Below are 17,398 nucleotides of genomic sequence, written 5' to 3' on the forward strand. Positions count from 1 at the left end.
TAAGCTCCGGCGCGTGAGCGCCGAAGCTGAGTTGGGCAACAAATAAATTACATTTGTTGACCTTTAACACCGCTGTAGCCGTATACAAGCGGCGCAGTGATGCTGTTTTTGTCGTCTGTTGGAGTTACAGTCATCATCATTTCTGTGTAGCTGATGGTGATTGTCTCGATAGGACGGTCGTTTTGTACAGACACGCTGTAGCTAGAGATCATGGCATCAGTTAGGTCGATTTTCATGATTTCTTCTACTTTGTCGCCTTGCTTAGTGATGTGGAAAGTCGCAGGTTGACCTTTACCAATCGTAGCTTCTTTGAAAAGGTCCGGAGACGCTTTATCTTGAAGTTTAGTGATAGTCACATCGCCTAGGCGAGTCGCGCTTGCTTCACGGTCCATAGCGGTACCAGTGTGAGCTGAAATTTCACGGCTGATGTTCCAGTCTAGAGATAGTACTGTGATCAAATCCTTGAAAGACTCAGCAGTTGTTTCGCCTTTGATTGAACCATACTTAAGGTAAGTATTTGCTTGCATTTCTTATGCTCCTTTTTGCATTTTACTAACATCCATAAATGGATAGGGTACTTCCCGGCGAACCGGAAATTTATAGCTTCGACTTCATTATCTTTTGAACTGCAAGTAAAGGGTGGGTACTGATAAATCCCTTTGTCAGCAAAAAATAATTCCTTCTCTAGTGCATCTTTATATGCGCTGAGTAAATTATATTTAATTGCGATATCTAACACAAGAATATAATTAATAAGAAATTATATTATTCTGATTTTTGCAATTCGATTTGAGGTGGGTTAAGCCACCTCAATCACTAACTCATCACCTTCGATAGTCAATGATACTGAATTAATGTCCTTTTTACTGGTCATGCTGTTGAGTAACTCTTCACTCAGTTTCGGCAATATTTCATTTTGTAGAATATTATGAATGTTCCTAGCACCTGAACCAGGCTCATGACAGCGTTGTACGATATAATCTGTAAGCTCTTTTTCGAAGCTAAACTCTGCGCCATAGTTTTTGGCGACGCGTTTTTCGACTTTCGCGAGCTGAATTTTGGCAATGTCGATGAGCATTTCATCAGTCAGAGGTACATAAGGAACAATGTTAATTCTTCCTAAGAAAGCTGGCTTAAACGCTTCTAGTAAATCATCACGTAGCGCCTTTTGCAGTCCTTTGATAGATGGGGCTGTTTCCGGGTCATCGAACAAGTTCATGGTGGTGTCAGTGCCGACGTTTGATGTCATGATGATAATGGTATTTTTAAAATCGATGTCACGGCCTTCACCGTCTTTGATCATCCCTTTATCAAATACTTGATAGAAAATATCCTGTACTCCAGGGTGTGCTTTTTCCATCTCATCAAGTAGTACCACACTGTATGGCTGGCGACGCACCGCCTCGGTCAAAATACCGCCTTCGCCATAGCCAACGTAGCCCGGTGGTGAGCCTAATAGCAATGACACTTTATGCTCTTCTTTGAACTCAGACATATTAATAACGGTGACGTTTTCTTCTGAGCCATATACTTCACTTGCTAGTGTAAGCGCCGTCTCAGTTTTACCTACACCACTTGGGCCGGTAAGCATGAAAATACCATTGGGGCGGTTCTCATCAGCAAGTTGCGCGCGTGATGTTTGAACGGTTTTAGCAATAAGGTCAAGCGCATGATCTTGGCCGACCACACGTTCTTTCATGCTGTCGGCTAAGTTAAGTACCGCATTGATCTCATCTTCATGCATTTTACCGACAGGAATACCTGTCCAATCAGCAATAACTTGGGCAATGAGAGCTTCATCGACCTGCCAGTGAACCATATTTTGCTCATATTCACTCAGGTTGGCCTTAATATCATTGAGCTCAGCAACGAGCGTCTCTTTATCCGCTTGTTCTTGCTGTAGTTCACTGAGAATTTCTCCAACACGGGCTATAGCTTGTTGCTCTTGCTGCCATTGCTCTTTGAGCGGGGCTAACTGCGCTTCGATATCCGTCTTTTGTTGTTCTAATTCGGAAATTTTAGCGCTATGGTCTAAGCCCGCATTCGCTTCGCGCGTCAACATGGCCATTTGATCATCAAGGCGCTGCACTTTGCGGTTTAAGTTTTCCACCGGGCCAGGCGTAGCAGCTTGGCTCATAGCAACGCGAGCACAGGCTGTGTCTAGCAAACCAACGGCTTTATCGGGGAGTTGGCGGCCACTTACATAGCGGTGCGATAGATTCACTGCACTTTCCAGTGCTTGTTCTGATATGAAGACGCTATGGTGGCTTTCCATGACGGGTACAAGTCCGCGCAACATGGCGATGGCTTTGCTTGGCTCAGGCTCATCGACTTTGACGACTTGGAAGCGTCGAGTTAGAGCGGCGTCTTTTTCAAAGAATTTCTTATACTCGGCCCATGTTGTTGCCGCAATCGTGCGCAACTCGCCGCGCGCTAACGCGGGCTTCAGCAAGTTGGCGGCATCATTTTGACCTGCCTGACCGCCACTGCCGATCATAGTGTGGGCTTCATCAATAAATAAAATGATGGGCTGCGCCGAGTTTTTCACTTCACTAATTAGTGATTTTAAGCGGTTTTCGAACTCACCTTTCATTCCTGCGCCAGCTTGAAGGAGCGCGAGATCCAGTGTATGAATACGCACATTCTTAATTGCTTCTGGCACATCTTGTTCGGCGATGCGAAGCGCAAGCCCTTCCACAACAGCAGTTTTACCCACACCTGCCTCACCAGTCAGAATAGGGTTATTTTGACGGCGACGTGTCAGGATATCGATCATTTGTCGAATTTCGTCATCACGCCCTAGAATAGGGTCAATCTTGCCAGACTTTGCTTGCGCAGTAAGATCAATGGTGAATTGATCTAAGCTTGGCGTCTTACCCGAAGCTTGCGTTGCTGGTTTGTCAGAATTTGATGTAGATGCAGCGAGCTGATTACTCTCGTTTGATTGACCGGCCAATTCGGGCCACGCATGCAGTAATTGAGAAGGGTCAATTTTTTCCAGTTGCGGTGCATGACGCATTGTTAAAGAGCCAAGCGTGTCGTCTTTTACCAGCGTGTAAAGTAAATAAGCGCTGCGTATTTGCGTATCGTTAAACTCGATACTGGTGTTAAGCCAGGTTTGACGCAATAAAGAGATCACATGTGGTGATAAGCTGGGTGCAGACTCATTACCGGTTTTAAAGCTTTCCAAAGCTTGGTTTAGCTCGGCCATTAATCTGTCAGCATTAATACCGAAACTCGCCAATATGATACGCACATCATCGAGTTTTTTATCCAGCATGGCATGCAACCAGTGCTCAAGCTCCACGGTAAAGTGGCTGCGACTATGGCACAGCGCAGCCGCTGCTTCTAAGGAGCCTCGACATTCTGGCGAGAGCTTCTCTACGAGTTTATTGAGGGTCATAGATGACATAGGTGTTTTCCTTTTCCTTATTGTCCGCGTAATTGAATACAAACATCACGCGATAGTACCCGTTCCCGAGCGAGGGTTACGCCCCCATGGCCCAAGGCTGAAGACTGTTGTCCCAACCTCATAACAGGTAGGTTTTTTAATTGCGTTTTTACATTAATGTTAGCTTTGACGGCATAGCCTAAATAGCTATGGAGCATATCTTTGAGCAATCCATTTAACGGGCCTTGTGGTAACAGCGCGCGTGCTTTGGCTTTATCTTTACAATGGAAGGTAATATCAATGGCGCTATTTACATCCCATACGGATTTACCGGCCGCAGCCTCAGAGCCAAGGCGAGCAAATTGCCCTTCGGGGTTTTCTCTTGTCCCTAAGCGTGTCTGCTCTGATGACGCTAATGGTCGCCAGGTACCGACAAATTGTTTTACGTCGACATCTAGTTCTAAATAGTGAGTGAGCAAACGCTCTAGCTGTACCGCGCTGCGCACTCGGCGGCTAAATAAACCCGCCATATGCAAACGGTAAGGTGCATTGCCGCCACTGAGGTGACCTAATACGCGAGTAAATGGGTCAAAATGCTCACTATGCGTAGAGTAATTGATTGCTTGGCGATATTTCTCCCAGGCGCGGTAATACAAAGACACCAAGCGATGATTAAACATGTCGTAAAAGTCCACCATTGTGGTGTCTTTTTGCTTAATACGAGAAAGCACCAGTTCACTGTAGTGCTGAGGCAGCGCTCCGCTTGGGCCTGTGAGCCCCATAAAAGTCACATCCACTTGATGATACTGTCCGCCTTGTTCGCAAGCGACTGGTTTGACTTTAGCAACAGGGGAGCCGGGAAAGCCTAAGTGCTGTACAGACTTGAACCGCACTAACTCTTGGTTAGGTAAGGCATCAGCTCCTACTTTCTGACCACGACTTCCAGCACGGTTTTGCAACATAAACACCGCTTGATAGAAGTCAAATTGGCCGGGGGTTTTATATAAGCTATCGATACTCATAACAGCGGCACCTTACCCGAGCGAGGAGGCCAGCTATGATAAATACTGTCTTGATCTTTAAAACGTATCCGCAACTGAGTAAAACTATTAATGGCGGCAAATTGCGCGAAGAAATGATTTAACACCGAAGCAAAAAAGAACATGCCGCTGCCGGAAAAGTCATCCTTTGCAAAGGTCAACGTAATAGCGCTGCCACTGGCAAAACACGTACGCCCACCTTGCACAAGCCGCGCCGAGGTCATCTCAATATTGACACCATGGATATTGTCGATAAGCGCTTTCGATTCAGGTGCATTCTTAAAATCATACAGGCGTAACGTTTCTTTTAACTTGCGAAGCGCATCAGGGCCAGAGAAATAGTCCAAAGACAAGTGGGACACTAACTGCCACCGTGTAGCATCGCTAAGCTCAGGGCGAACTGCATGCGTGGGAGCAACTAAACAACGGACTTTCTTTATAATATCCGCACGCTCAGGTACGAGCATCTGCGGTTCATCACCGCCGAAAGGCAAATTGGCCGGTAAGTTGCGGTTACTGCACAGTGCTTTTATTGTAACTAACCAACTTTCATGCTCGCTGTCTGGCTCAAAATGTTCAAACTCTCTATCAACCAAGCTGAAAAAGGTGTCGGTGCCTTGCTCGGTAAATCCGCCAGCCCAATATGCAGACTCTCGGCGGATATGCCAAAAAAGTCGATCTTGATCGCGATAAGCCGGGTGAGTTTGCCCATAAAAAGGTGTTACCTGATAACTGTTATCTTTGTGGTCGTAGGCGTTGACTTCACCAACTTGAATCACTTCTGAGATATCCGCGTCCATATAGCGCGGTACCAGTTTGTACTCGTACTGGCTGAGTGATACGCGAACAGGCTCTAGTTCCTGTTCAAACAGGTTAACAATGGGCGTGCAGCCGAGTTGAAAATGTTGCTTACCGAGTTGTTTCTCAAGCTCTTGAGAGCTTTCATCGAAGTAGATGTACAGATTACAGTTTGCTTTATCTTCAGGTAGAAACTGGTTGATATCCTCTAAGTCGAAGAATAGAAACTTCTCAGGGAAAATAAAGTTCTCTGCCAACAGGCGATAGCCAGTCGCTGATTTGTCGCTGTAGGGAATGGTGGCGTGTTGGTCGCTAAAACCAACCTCTTGCAGGTGACGCGTTGAGAAGAATTTAGCTTCATGACCCTCAGCCTCGATGGCAAAGCCAATAGCACTTTTAAAGAGTAATTCATAAATGCTCAAACTATGGTGCCACTGACCATTAATATAAAACCGTAGCTTGTTTAATTCGGTTTCTTTAAGGCCGACCTCTTTGTATTCACCCTGTAGTTCAATTTTTACTACAGACTTGGCAGTGGTAGACCAAATTGGGCGCGGAGCACTAAAAGGGGCGTTGTTAAACTGCGCGTTATTAACTTCGACCGGCCATAAATAACTGTCATAGCAGGTGCGAAAGTGACAGGTTTTCATACCTTCAACATCAGACTCAACATCACTGCCGCGCGGTAGCACCACCCCGGTTGTTGAAAGGTTCTCAGTAGTCATCTTAATGACAGACATTGACGGGATAGGGGCTTGATAATCAGGGTAGAGCTGACCCATCAAGGCGTCAGTTAATTCTGGGAAGCTGTCGTCTAGTTTTTGCCTGATCTGTGCAGTCATAAATGCAAAAGACTCAACCAAGCGCGATACATGCGGGTCTTCAATCTGTTCTTCAGAAAGCTTTAAACGCCCGGCAATCTTTGGATATTTGTCGGCAAAGTCGGCCCCCATATGACGAATATAGGCCAGTTCACGATTATAATACTTTAGTAATTCGTCATTCATAAGCTGGTCTCTTGGACTGTCATTCCCAAATTAATCGGTTCCACTTCTGAGTCAAAACTAATGAGCTCTGGTTCTGGCTCTGCCCAAAGCAGCGCATTGATGCGCAAACGCATGATTCTATCCAGCGGCAAGTCATCTTCTAGGCAGCTCACTTCGACCTCAATAAAGCGAGGTTCGAAGCGTAAAATCGTGTCGCGCACTTTTTGGCACAGTAGCTCCCGGCCTTCGGTGCTGCTAACAGGCATGTTTGAAAAATCAGGCAAGCCGTAGGTCAACACTGAGGTGGCAAGCTCTTCATACTGTCTTGGCCACGTATGCCAATGGATCCGCGCGTTCAGCAACGCTTCTAAGTCTCGGCGCACACTGGCGCGCAGAGTCTTTAGATTAATTGCCATTCCACGGCTAGTGCTCAGCTGATTATCAGGCTCATCATCGATGAGTCTGTCTAAAATAGAAGCTTGTAGCTGATGGTCACTGCGAACGCGCATCGTTTATTCCTTTAGGCCGCTTGCTCAGATTGTTGAGCCACCGTGGTGATTTGATTAATAGCCACGGCTTCACCATCAACAAACCACATTTTCAGACCGCGACCTATGTACAGCTCGTCACCTAACTGTTGCCATTCTGTCGCTTGTCCCAAACGCTCGATTTCATTGTTATCACCACCGTAGATAGCAGGAATATGAGCTTCTCCGCTTGGACCATCTTTAATATCAATTTCGACGCGCAACCAAAGGTGCTCAACCAGTGACTCGGGTTGTTTAAACTCGATGCTGAGAATTTCTTCACTGCGAGCGAGGTAAAACTCGCCATTGGTGCCGAGCAGTTCGATGTAGTTATTCAGGCTATCATCAAGATCTCTAAAATCAGTACAAGGAGCGTCATTGATCGCTAGGGTAGGGTTGGCACGCTGCTCTTCGAGCTGTTTGGCTAGGCGCTGTGCAGTATCACTATCGCCTTCGTTTAAGGCGATACGTAGCTCCAAGAAAATAGCATCTAGGTCATCGTTATCATGAAATAGTTTTGGTGCAGCTTTACCTTGATAAAAGTCTTGACGCGCTTGCTCAGCACGTACTAATTGACGCAAGTTCATAGCACCAACAGCAAAATCAGGGTTTTTCTGAACCATGTAGTCAAGCTGTTTATCAGCGCGCTCAAGCTCATTGTTAAGGCAAAGCAACTCTATGAATTGGCTGCGTATATCAAAGTTCACGGGATCATCTTTCAACTGTTGCTCACAGTAGCTGATCGCTTCAAGTAGCTTGCCTTGTTGAATGTAATCGAATATTTCCTTCATAGTAATCCTGTCTATTTGCCTTATTCGTAGTGAGTGGGTGAGAGCTCGGTCACTAACTTGATGCTAGACACCATCTGGTCTAGCTGAAAGTGGGGCTGAAGCTGCATCACTGAGTAATAATGTCCAGGTTTGGCCTGGTGTTCCTTAACATTGACCCGGGCGCTCGAAAGCGGGTAACGAGAGCGCACTTCATCAGACGCAGAGTCTGATGCGGTGGTGTAATTATTTATCCACGACTGCAGGTCTCGCTCACAGGCTTGTGGAGTCGCATAAGAACCAATTCGGTCACGGCCCATCACCTTGATGTAGTGAGCAAAGCGCGAAACACATAAAATATATTGCATCATCGAGGACAGCTTGGCGTTAATACGCGCAGCAACGCTATCGTAGTTGGCCGGTTGCTGGGCAGATGCATTACTGAAAAACACCAAGTTGCCGCTTTTACTCAGTGGCGAAAGCGGAATAAAGCCGCTATCAGAGAGTGCTTTCTCGGCTCGGTCAGTAATCAGTAAATCAACGGGAGGCTTCGGCTGTTTTTGATACAAGTCCGTTTCAAAAGGGCTCTGTGCTAGGTTCGTTACAACTCCCTGGTTAGTTTGACCAGGCTGCATTCCACGAATTTGTCCGAACCAACCTGAATTGCAAAAGGCACGAATAAGCGTTGCTGCAAACGGGTAAGCGGCATTGCCCCAGAGGTTATCTTCATCGGGGTTATTAATGACCTCACGAAATTTGAATCCCTCACTACGCTGACCATCTTCAACATACGGGGCACGCATTAGCACGCGAGGCACGGCTATCCCTAAAAACCGAGCATCTTCCATATTGCGCAGCTTTCGCCACTTAATATATTCGATTTGCTCGAATTGGGAGCTCAAGTCAACGTGAAAGCCGAGTTCGGAAAAGTTATCAACGCCAAACATATTTGCTTCTGCAGAGGTAATGAAGGGCGAGAAAGCAGCCGCGCACGTGCGCACAATTTCTTGCAAGGTATCGATATCGTTACCAGCAACGCCAGGTCGTGGCTTATGAGAAATACGATAATCTCCGATGATGACACCAAAAGGTTCACCGCCTGGATTATCATACTCGTTGGAATAAATTTGTTTAAAAAAGTCGCTTTGGTCGAAATCAGTGGCTTTGCTGACATCTTTGGTCAGCGTTTGCCAACTACAATTTAGTAGCTTGATTTTGACTTTACCATCTTTGTCGTATTGCTCCGCCTCTTCTGTGAGGTATTTAACATTACGCCAACTGGACTCGAGCGCTTGAAACTTGGGGTGATGAAGGATGATATTGAGCTGCTTTTGTAACAGCTCATCAATCAGTGCGATAGTGCGACTTAAATAAGCCCCCACTTTTTCATTGCTGCGTTGCAATGGAGCATCAGGGGCGTTTTCAAGCCACAAAAGCAGTGCATGAGTTGCATCTTTTTGGCGCACGAAGCGCTCCATAAAGACATCATTTGGCAGGCGTCGAGAAGCAGATTCCTGCTGCTGCTCGAACACATCCTGACTAACAAATGAAAACTCACCAGCACTCATTCACATCATCCTTTGCAAAAATACTGAGTTTGTAAAGAGGAGGGCTTAGCCCACCTCTGGAATTTTTGCTACCAAACGTAAAGAGGTGGTTAACTCTTCCATTTGTAGCCATGGCTTAAGCCATGCCACAGCATTATAAGAACCTGGTGCACCAGGAATTTCCTTAACACTGACTTTTGCATCAGCAAGTGGGTAACGAGCACGAATTTCCTGACCGCCCCCTTCTGAAGCATTGACATAGCTCAGGATCCAACGGTTTAACCACATTTCCACATCTTCTGCTTCCATGAAGCTACCAATCTTGTCGCGCGCCATTACTTTGAGGTAATGGGCAAAACGTGAGGTTGCCATCATATAAGGTAGGCGAGCAGAAATTGCCGCATTGGCGGTTGCGTCTGGGTTATCGTAAACCTTTGGTTTTTGACAAGTTTGACCACCAAAGAACACAGCATAGTCAGTGTTTTTATAGTGACACAGTGGCAAGAAGCCTAATTTACTTAGCTCAGCTTCACGACGGTCGGTAATACCGATTTCTGTCGGGCACTTGAGATCTGGGTCGCCGTCATCGCTGGTGAAAATATGCGTAGGAAGGCCTTCAACTTTACCGCCACCTTCAGCACCACGAATAGCAGTACAGAAGCCGTATTTTGAGAAGGCCTGAGTCATATTCGTTGCCATTGCATACGCAGCATTGGTCCAGCAATAATTATCATGCTCAGTATTACCAGAGCGAGAAGTCGACGGATCGACGTCAAATTCTTCGTAGCCAAATTCTTCAACTGGTTTAGTCGATTCGCCATAAGGTAGACGCGCTAGCACACGAGGCATGGTAAGCGTCACAAAGCGTGAGTCATCACTATCACGGAATGAACGCCACTTGGTGTATTCTAGCGATTCAAATACTTTCTCAAGATCGCGCGGTTTGCTTAACTCTGTCCATGAGTCAAAACCAAACAGTGAAGGCGACGACGCTGAAATAAATGGGCAGAAGCCTGCAGCAGAGACGTTTGACATCAAGCTTAAAGTTTCAATGTCTTCTGGGTGGTTAGTAAACTCGTAGTCACCTACGATAGCACCATAGGGCTCACCACCTGGGGTACCAAATTCAGACTCGTAAATTTTCTTGAAGGTTTGCGACTGGTCAAATTCAACAGCTTTAGAGAGATCTTTATGCAGCTCTTTCTTCTTCAAGCTCATTACACGAATTTTGAGAGTGGCATTGGTCTCTGAGTTGCTCACTAAGTGATGCAAACCACGCCAAGAGCCTTCAAGCTTCTGAAACTCTTCATTGTGCATAATGGCCGACAACTGCTTAGAAATCGCTTCATCAATAACTTTTATTGCTTCATTAAAGGTGACAGTCAGGTTTTTATTCCACTGTACTGTGCCTTTTAGCGCTTCTTCAGTTAAGGTTTTGATAAGCTCCTGAGCGCGTGAGCTTTCAGTCTGCTTGGTAGCGCCAATTGCCTGCTCTAGCAATGAAAAGCTTTGCTCTTCTACGCCTTCCTGTTGTTGTTCTTGAACGTCCGTGCTCATTATTCTTTCTCCTCAACGTCTAACTCTTTGGCAAGTTTATCCAAGCTTTGAGTGTTGCTCAGTACGTCTTCTAGGATGTTTTCTAATTCCTCTGAGCGGTCAACCTTGGTCATTAAATCACGTAACTTATTACGCGTGTCCATAAGGTTACGCAGCGGGTCAACTTGGTTCACAATGGCTGCGGGTTCAAAGTCAGACAGCGATTTAAACTCTAGATCAACACCAATTTCGGAGCCATCATCGGCCAAAGTGTTATCAACTTTAATATTCAACGTTGGGCTCATGCGCTTCAACACATCGTTAAAGTTGTCGCGGTCAATTTGAATAAAACGGCGATCTTTTAATGGCTTTAGTGCCTCTTTATTGTGGCCGGAAAAATCACCGACAACACCAACAACAAAAGGGAGCTCTTTTTTGACCACTGCACCTTCAGTTTCGACATCATAGGTAATGTGGACGCGAGGCTTCCTTACTCTTTTCAACTTATCATGGATACTCATCGAGAACTCCTTTCAGATTATTCTAGGTTTCGCTATCTTCGACTTTGATGCCTGACAACTTGAAGTAACCTGTGCGTGCATCATTGTCAGATATCAGTTCGTTAAGTAGTTCCGGCAGTGTTAATTCACTCCAGCGGATTACTTGCTCTATGGTGTAAGACATGGGCGAATGAGGCTCTGTCTTACGAAAAAAATCGGATATTTTTTGCAGCTGTTTTATGGCGTCTTGGCGTGAGTTAATGCTCGCCTGAATAACGTCTTTGCTGCCGCCAGAAGTGCTCTGTTCTTCGCTATCGGCTGCGTCGCTATCGCTTGCTTGCCCATCATCAGCAGCCGGTTCATCGACAGCATTTGCGGCTTCGATACGATCTCCAGCCAGGTGCTTGATAGCAGCTCTACATTGTTCGAGAGTTTTAGTGATGTAGCTGGTAGGTTGGGGCGAACCTACTTTCTCGTCCATGGCCTCACTTAGGTGCGTGAAAGCCTGTAAACAGTCATCAATTTCTTTATCAAGAGCAACAAAGTACTCGGTTGGAGTTTCTTTGACGGCGGTCGTGATTTGCTCTAGCGATACCGCACCTTCTTCAACTCGGCGCTCTCGCTTTTCTTCATCTAGACGCTCTAAATCAACAGCACGCTCATATTCCCATAACGAGAATGGACCTTGAGAGACTCCTTCGGTCATGGCGATGCTCTTCAATGGGATGATGAGTGCGCCTTCACTGTCAATACCATTGAGACCGACAATCGGTGCTACACGCTCTTCAATGTCATCTTCATCAGGAGTGGGGTAGAGGGTATCCCAATATAATTCGATCAGCTGTGCGGCAAGTTCAAAGCCATGACTTAAACCGGCAAAACCATGTAAGCGACAAAGCCCTTCTATGTACCAAGCGACTAGCTCTAAGTCCTTACACTGTTGTGAAAGGACGTCGGGGATTTGTTCAAGTAAGGGTCGCCAATCTCGCGCAACAGCGATAATACTTTCATCGTCAATGAGGGCATTGCGCTCATCCGCGCGCAGCGTGTTACGTAAGTCTTTTAACGTGTAGTACGTCGACGTCGGCGATACGTCCTCACGCGGGTCTATCCCGGTCGGCTGCTCGTCGCTGATAGCGTTAACAAGTGGTGATAAATCGAAAAGATCGGTCCCTGACATATACGCTCAAAATCCCTTGATTGCTTAACTTAATTGCGTCTTATGCATGATAAATAATAAATGTGCCTAAAACAAGGTTATATAGCACAAATGTGATTATTTATCTTTTGGCAATAGTTAAATATTAGAAGAGCGGTACGGTTTTGTCACCCTGATCGCACTGATTCGTCTCTTGTACATGATTTTCATTATTTTTCACTAAAATGCAGGTGACATTATCTTTCGCTCCTCGCACCAGCGCAGAGTGCATAAGTGCCATGCCGGCATCAATAATGTTCAGTGGTGATAATGAACTCTCTATTTCGAGATCAGAGACTTCTCCTGTGAGCCCGTCACTGCAGAGTAAGAACACATCTTTATCTTGTAACTTGCCTTGCATAACTTCTGGCTGTACTTCGGGGGCTACACCTACAGCGCGAGTAATGACATTCGACAGTGGGTGCACGGCAGCCTGTTCTTCGGTAATAACACCTTCATCGACTAGCTCATTCACTTGACTGTGGTCACGCGTTTGCTGCTCGAGTCGGTCGCGACGCAATAGGTAGCCGCGACTATCGCCCACCCATATGAAGTAATAGCTTTGTTCGTGAAGAAATAGCACCACCGCTGTCGAGCCCATGGTTTTACCATCCATATTTTCTTGGCTGTGCTGGTACAACTGAGTATTGGCGTCTTCTAATGCCGCGATGATGACATTACAATTGACGTTGCCACTACCTACACTATCGAGGTGGCGCTTTAATACATCAACAACTAGCTGACTGGCGTAATCGCCAGCGGCGTGGCCGCCCATACCGTCGGCGACGACCCAAACATTATGTTGTGGAAGCTCAACTAACGCATCCTCATTTATCTCTCGCACTACACCTCGATGGCTCTGCGCGTAACTGGTAATACTCATGCAGTTTCCCTGTCTAATTTTTGACTATGGTTCCAATCCCAGTGCTGCCATCGTCCATCAAGCATGGCGGAAAATTGGCTTATCGCCGGTAATCCGGGCGTAACCAGTAAGCAAGGCTCAACCAAACAGGAACCATGTGTCCACCATAGACAATAGTTCGCATATCGTGAGCTCAGTAAATTGTGTAATAAGGTGTTAGCGTCTGCACTGGGAGCAAGCATGACGCTTAACGACTCTTTGCTGGGATCGCCAGAGCGTGTCAGCAAAAGCTCTTCAATGTCTGCTTTAGGTTGCTGATATTGCTCATTAACTGATTTAAACCAGCTGGGCAAATCAACCGAGTCCTCTAGCACATTGAGCACCGCATCTTCGTACTCTTGCGTTGCAAAGTCATTGTTATAACAATCCAGCGGCTTACTGTTGGTAATGGCAGCGACGGTAAACGGGAAGTGACGCCCAACCGCATCAACACTGGGAATAAACGAGCCACACATAGCATTGGCCCCGCAGGCGCCGCTTGATAGGGCAAAGTGCCACACTGGAGAGGTGAGGTAACGCTCAGTCCACATATCACCAAGCTGCTCTTTACTTACCGCCACCACTGATTGTAACCACTCGTTCCAAGGTACCTGAAAACTACGCTCAAGTTGATGCGCGATAAAGTCCCCACGGGAGGGGACCTTTCCGCAATAGCCCATATTTACAGCTTGGTCGGACATCTGAAACTCTCTATGTTGGCACTCCAAAATGGGTGAATGGTGCTACTTGGTAGCAGTTGTACTTTAGCTTCGTTACCGCTTAAAGCGATATGTAACTGATGATCATCCTTAGTTTCTGGACGCTTCTGGCTCATATCGTCAAGCATTCTGAACAATGACCATTCACCCGAGTAGGTGGTATTCGTTGAGCGCCCGCCCTCTGGTGGTGTAAAGACGATGCGTGTTTCGCTTTCTGCACTGTCCCCTGGCCAGGTCATATTGACTACACGCAGCGGCCCATGACGATAGTTAAGCGCTTGCCCGTCTATTTCTAGGCGGAAGTTACTGACTTTTTTGTCCAGTGAGATAGGTTTCAACCCGAACTGTAGGCTGGGCTTATCACTGCCTCCGCTGAAAAATGCTTGGCGAATTTTCGAGGCCTGCTCAAACATCGCTAGGCTGCGTTGACTAACACCGATATCGCGCTCAAAGCGCCACGGAGAGGTACTGGTATCAACATTAGCTGCGAGGTAGCGCTTGAAGAATTTATCCAATGTACCATCTGGGCCGAAGAAGCGGCTGAAATCACGCATCCGTACTTCTTGCGAAGAAATAGGATTAAACGGATAGCGATCGGCGATGGCAACTCGGTACTCACGAACCACTTGCGAGCGCCAAATCTCATTTAAGTGCTGATTAGCGCTTGCCTTGGTAATGCGATCGGCATTATGAGTCATGCCTTCTAGCCAGTTATCAAACGGGTAGGGCAGAGAGCGGCTTTGTGAGCGCAGTGTCGCAATAAATTTCGGATCGGTATTACTGGCGACTTTAGTTTTAAAGCTTAGCTTTTGCTGATCGCCATTGGCGAGCTTATCAAGATAGCGATTAAGGCTACGCAGGTTGGTTTGGATATCTTCTAGCGAATCCGGGTCAACCTCAAGGATTTTCGCAAAGGCCTGTTCCACTTCAGCACCAGGGAGTTGCATCTCGATATCTGGCATTTCATTAGGCAGTAGGCGCTTTAATCGCGACGTTTTACTATGCAGTGCCACATCGGCGGCATTAGCCGCTACAGCCGCAGCTGCTTTTTGGTTTTTTGACACCGGCATTTTGGTGAGCGCGACATTTTTTTGCACGGCAGCAAGAATATTCTTAATGGGCGCTTCAGGACCAGAAAGTATTTCTGTAACGCGCACACCTTCTTCTGTGGTGCTGTAAGGGCGCAGCGTTAAGTCATCTAAGAACTCTTCCCAGTAGTAGATATAGTCGCGGAAATAACGATACTCCAAGTCTTTCTCTATACGTGCTTTGGCATCGTCACCGACTTCACTGAGATTATCACCATACACCCAACTATCATGCAGTAAGTTGCTCAATAGTTTCTTCTTCTCAATGTTAAAAATGCCATGGAAACCACTGTGGGTATAGAGCCCAGGAATCCCTGTATTTATGTCGCGACCACTTTTAAAGCTAAACGCATACATACTGTTGTAGCTGATCACATCACTGAGTTTGAAGTCGGCCACGCTAGAGTCGATGAAGTCGGTTTTTAAGCGTTGGTAGGCGCGATCAACCAAGGGGAGTTTAGTCAGCTCTACACGGGCATTTTTAACCGCAGCAAGGTCTTGGTCGACACCTTCAAAGCCTTCAGCTAAGAGCGTTGCGATATGAGAGTTAAGAGCTTGTCGGTCGGCAATATATGCATCGCCTGGCATCTCGCGTTCAATGTACGCGGCGAACCAAGCCTGAATATCCTCGGCCTTAAAGCGTTCTGGCATATACAGCATAAGATAAGCGCGTAAGGTTTCATACAGATATCCTAAGTGTTCTTTGTGCTCACTCATCTCTGTGGTCATCGCTTCGCCCATATAAGGCGCGAGGTGTGCGAATAGTGCCCGTTTATAGGCTTCAACCGATGGTTGTTTCAGATCGCTGCCTTTGTCATAGCCTACGGCTGATGGGTCTGCAAGCGGAATATGGTCGCTATATCCTGCAGGCAGGTCACGCAGGCGGTTTAGCGCTTTTGTGAGAGTGAGTAAATCGGTTTGTCCGTTTAGCCCGCCAGCCGTGAGCAGCTGATACTCATCAATAGCGCCTTGCGTTGACTTGATGAGTTCTTTGTTCCAAGAGTAGCTAAGATACCAGCTAATACTCAGCGCTAAAGTGGCACAAGCAGCGGTGGATATTGCACCAATACGCATCCACTTGTTCTGTTTATCGTGGTGGCGGTTAGTTGAGGCTAAGTTTTGCTCCGGAAAGACCACTTCCTCTAATAGTCGCTTAATGAAGAAGGCGCGGCTACTTTCACCGCCTGTGTTAGCACTGTAACCTTTCTTATGGGCCAACAAATCTTCAGGTACACCTTCTTGTGTCGCACTGGTTAGGTAAACGCCCCGTAAAATAGGCAGCTGCTCGTAGGCGTTAGGGGTGAAAATTTCCTTTAGGAAGGTGTCGGCGATGCCCTGCAGTACACGCAATTGACGAGGAAACTCAAAAATAATGCCACGACGTTTCGGGTCGCGCTCATGCATCAAGCGTTGGTTGAGCTTGGCTGCAAGGTTAGAAATAAGCGCATGGAATTCCCGGTTAAAGTGATTCACCGGTGCTTGTTCATTATCCGCTGTATTCAATTCAAAAGTGACACCTAGAACTTGTTCTGCTTCTTCTTCAGTTAAATACTCAAAGTATTCATTAAAGCCAGCAATCAAATCAGCTTTTGACAAAATAACGTACACAGGAAACGACATACCAAGCTGGTTTTGCAGTTCCTGCAAACGCTGTTTAATGGCGCGGGCGTGAAGATTTCGTTCGGTCTTGGTCTGGTGCATTAATTCGCTAATGCCCATGGAAATAACTACGCCGTTGATGGGGCGTAATGGTCTGTTTTTACGCAATAACCCCAAAAAACCTTGCCATGCACGAGCATCATGTCGGGCATGACTGTCTTGTGTGGTATAGCGTCCAGCGGTATCAATGAGCACGGCTTTATTGGTGAACCACCAATCACAGTTGCGAGTACCGCCAACCCCTTGGATCATGTCGATACCCATGGACTCACGCAGTGGGTAATCAAGGCCTGAGTTGTTAATGGCAGTGGTTTTACCTGAACCCGGTGGGCCAATCATAATATACCAAGGCAGCTGGTATACATTTTGGTTTTTGTATAGCTTTGCGGTTTTCAGCGTATCAATGGCATCACTCATACGCTTTTTCAGTGTGTCGATTTCCTCGTTCACATCACTGTTGGCGTCAGCATCTCCATCAATGAGCTCATTGGCCATTTGTTCATTGCGTTTGTTCTGTTTGACTCGTTTCGACCAAGTCACTAGCAACCACACGACGACAATGGATAAAATTAATACTAACCGCCATGCTGCTGAAGCCAAAGGAACGGCACCGGCGATGGCAATGAGTGGGCCGCCAAACCATATCAATAAGGCAAGCGCTAAAAAGCCCAAAGTTGTTACTACAACTCGAGATTTAAGTTTGTACGAGAGCAGCCTCGCTTTTTCTTTGATAGACACAAT

Annotated in this window: 13 protein-coding genes; all 13 read right to left on the minus strand. The window is 46.6% G+C overall.

Translation table 11 applies throughout. The features are described 5' to 3' along the window. Positions 1-47: 47 nt before the first annotated feature. The 13 genes from PRUTH_RS17930 to tssM all read right to left on the minus strand — a co-directional run bounded on the left by PRUTH_RS17930 (position 48) and on the right by tssM (position 17,395). Positions 48-527, minus strand: coding sequence for an Hcp family type VI secretion system effector (locus PRUTH_RS17930; RefSeq protein WP_045980632.1), 480 nt, complete (start codon positions 525-527; stop codon positions 48-50). Between the two features lie 272 nt (positions 528-799). Beyond that, entirely contained in the window at positions 800-3,412 is a 2,613-nt protein-coding gene (tssH, locus tag PRUTH_RS17935) for a type VI secretion system ATPase TssH (RefSeq protein ID WP_151174098.1), read from the minus strand. Positions 3,413-3,429: 17 nt separating this feature from the next. Next, a complete protein-coding gene (gene tssG, locus PRUTH_RS17940; RefSeq protein ID WP_052698305.1) occupies positions 3,430-4,413 on the minus strand; it encodes a type VI secretion system baseplate subunit TssG in 984 nt (327 codons plus the stop codon). Continuing rightward, positions 4,410-6,236 carry a type VI secretion system baseplate subunit TssF gene (gene tssF / locus PRUTH_RS17945; protein ID WP_151174099.1) on the minus strand — a complete coding sequence of 609 codons (1,827 nt, stop codon included), beginning with the start codon at positions 6,234-6,236 and terminating at the stop codon, positions 4,410-4,412. The genes tssG and tssF overlap by 4 nt, the downstream gene beginning before the upstream one ends. After that, positions 6,233-6,724 carry a type VI secretion system baseplate subunit TssE gene (tssE, locus tag PRUTH_RS17950; RefSeq protein ID WP_045980635.1) on the minus strand — a complete coding sequence of 164 codons (492 nt, stop codon included), beginning with the start codon at positions 6,722-6,724 and terminating at the stop codon, positions 6,233-6,235. Before tssE ends, tssF begins: the two co-directional genes overlap by 4 nt. 11 nt (positions 6,725-6,735) lie before the next feature. After that, entirely contained in the window at positions 6,736-7,533 is a 798-nt protein-coding gene (locus PRUTH_RS17955) for a type VI secretion system accessory protein TagJ (protein WP_022944425.1), read from the minus strand. A gap of 20 nt (positions 7,534-7,553) precedes the next feature. Further along, the gene (gene tssC / locus PRUTH_RS17960; RefSeq protein WP_151174100.1) at positions 7,554-9,077 is read right to left on the minus strand and encodes a type VI secretion system contractile sheath large subunit; all 1,524 of its coding nucleotides are present in this window, start codon (positions 9,075-9,077) and stop codon (positions 7,554-7,556) included. Between the two features lie 45 nt (positions 9,078-9,122). Next, positions 9,123-10,613: a type VI secretion system contractile sheath large subunit gene (gene tssC / locus PRUTH_RS17965; protein ID WP_045980637.1), complete on the minus strand. Its 1,491-nt coding sequence runs from the start codon at positions 10,611-10,613 to the stop codon at positions 9,123-9,125. Continuing rightward, positions 10,613-11,113, minus strand: coding sequence for a type VI secretion system contractile sheath small subunit (tssB, locus tag PRUTH_RS17970; RefSeq protein WP_045980638.1), 501 nt, complete (start codon positions 11,111-11,113; stop codon positions 10,613-10,615). The genes tssC (PRUTH_RS17965) and tssB overlap by 1 nt, the downstream gene beginning before the upstream one ends. Positions 11,114-11,135: 22 nt before the next feature. Then, positions 11,136-12,272 carry a type VI secretion system protein TssA gene (gene tssA / locus PRUTH_RS17975; RefSeq protein ID WP_151174101.1) on the minus strand — a complete coding sequence of 379 codons (1,137 nt, stop codon included), beginning with the start codon at positions 12,270-12,272 and terminating at the stop codon, positions 11,136-11,138. A gap of 124 nt (positions 12,273-12,396) precedes the next feature. Further along, a complete protein-coding gene (locus PRUTH_RS17980; RefSeq protein WP_138548373.1) occupies positions 12,397-13,173 on the minus strand; it encodes a Stp1/IreP family PP2C-type Ser/Thr phosphatase in 777 nt (258 codons plus the stop codon). After that, positions 13,170-13,892, minus strand: a complete 723-nt coding sequence (tagF, locus tag PRUTH_RS17985; protein ID WP_022944419.1) for a type VI secretion system-associated protein TagF — start codon at positions 13,890-13,892, stop codon at positions 13,170-13,172. Before tagF ends, PRUTH_RS17980 begins: the two co-directional genes overlap by 4 nt. Then, positions 13,874-17,395, minus strand: coding sequence for a type VI secretion system membrane subunit TssM (gene tssM, locus PRUTH_RS17990; RefSeq protein WP_045980640.1), 3,522 nt, complete (start codon positions 17,393-17,395; stop codon positions 13,874-13,876). The genes tagF and tssM overlap by 19 nt, the downstream gene beginning before the upstream one ends. Positions 17,396-17,398: the final 3 nt, after the last annotated feature.

The sequence above is a fragment of the Pseudoalteromonas ruthenica genome, from assembly GCF_008808095.1.
Classification (GTDB): domain Bacteria; phylum Pseudomonadota; class Gammaproteobacteria; order Enterobacterales; family Alteromonadaceae; genus Pseudoalteromonas; species Pseudoalteromonas ruthenica.

Excerpts from the sequence above, each read along its gene's own strand:
- tssE (WP_045980635.1), bottom strand. The coding sequence starts at position 6,724 with ATGCGCGTTCGCAGTGACCATCAGCTACAAGCTTCTATTTTAGACAGA.
- PRUTH_RS17955 (WP_022944425.1), bottom strand. The coding sequence starts at position 7,533 with ATGAAGGAAATATTCGATTACATTCAACAAGGCAAGCTACTTGAAGCG.
- tssH (WP_151174098.1), bottom strand. The coding sequence starts at position 3,412 with ATGTCATCTATGACCCTCAATAAACTCGTAGAGAAGCTCTCGCCAGAA.
- tagF (WP_022944419.1), bottom strand. The coding sequence starts at position 13,892 with ATGTCCGACCAAGCTGTAAATATGGGCTATTGCGGAAAGGTCCCCTCC.
- PRUTH_RS17930 (WP_045980632.1), bottom strand. The coding sequence starts at position 527 with ATGCAAGCAAATACTTACCTTAAGTATGGTTCAATCAAAGGCGAAACA.
- PRUTH_RS17980 (WP_138548373.1), bottom strand. The coding sequence starts at position 13,173 with ATGAGTATTACCAGTTACGCGCAGAGCCATCGAGGTGTAGTGCGAGAG.
- tssG (WP_052698305.1), bottom strand. The coding sequence starts at position 4,413 with ATGAGTATCGATAGCTTATATAAAACCCCCGGCCAATTTGACTTCTAT.
- tssB (WP_045980638.1), bottom strand. The coding sequence starts at position 11,113 with ATGAGTATCCATGATAAGTTGAAAAGAGTAAGGAAGCCTCGCGTCCAC.
- tssC (WP_151174100.1), bottom strand. The coding sequence starts at position 9,077 with ATGAGTGCTGGTGAGTTTTCATTTGTTAGTCAGGATGTGTTCGAGCAG.
- tssC (WP_045980637.1), bottom strand. The coding sequence starts at position 10,613 with ATGAGCACGGACGTTCAAGAACAACAACAGGAAGGCGTAGAAGAGCAA.
- tssA (WP_151174101.1), bottom strand. The coding sequence starts at position 12,272 with ATGTCAGGGACCGATCTTTTCGATTTATCACCACTTGTTAACGCTATC.
- tssF (WP_151174099.1), bottom strand. The coding sequence starts at position 6,236 with ATGAATGACGAATTACTAAAGTATTATAATCGTGAACTGGCCTATATT.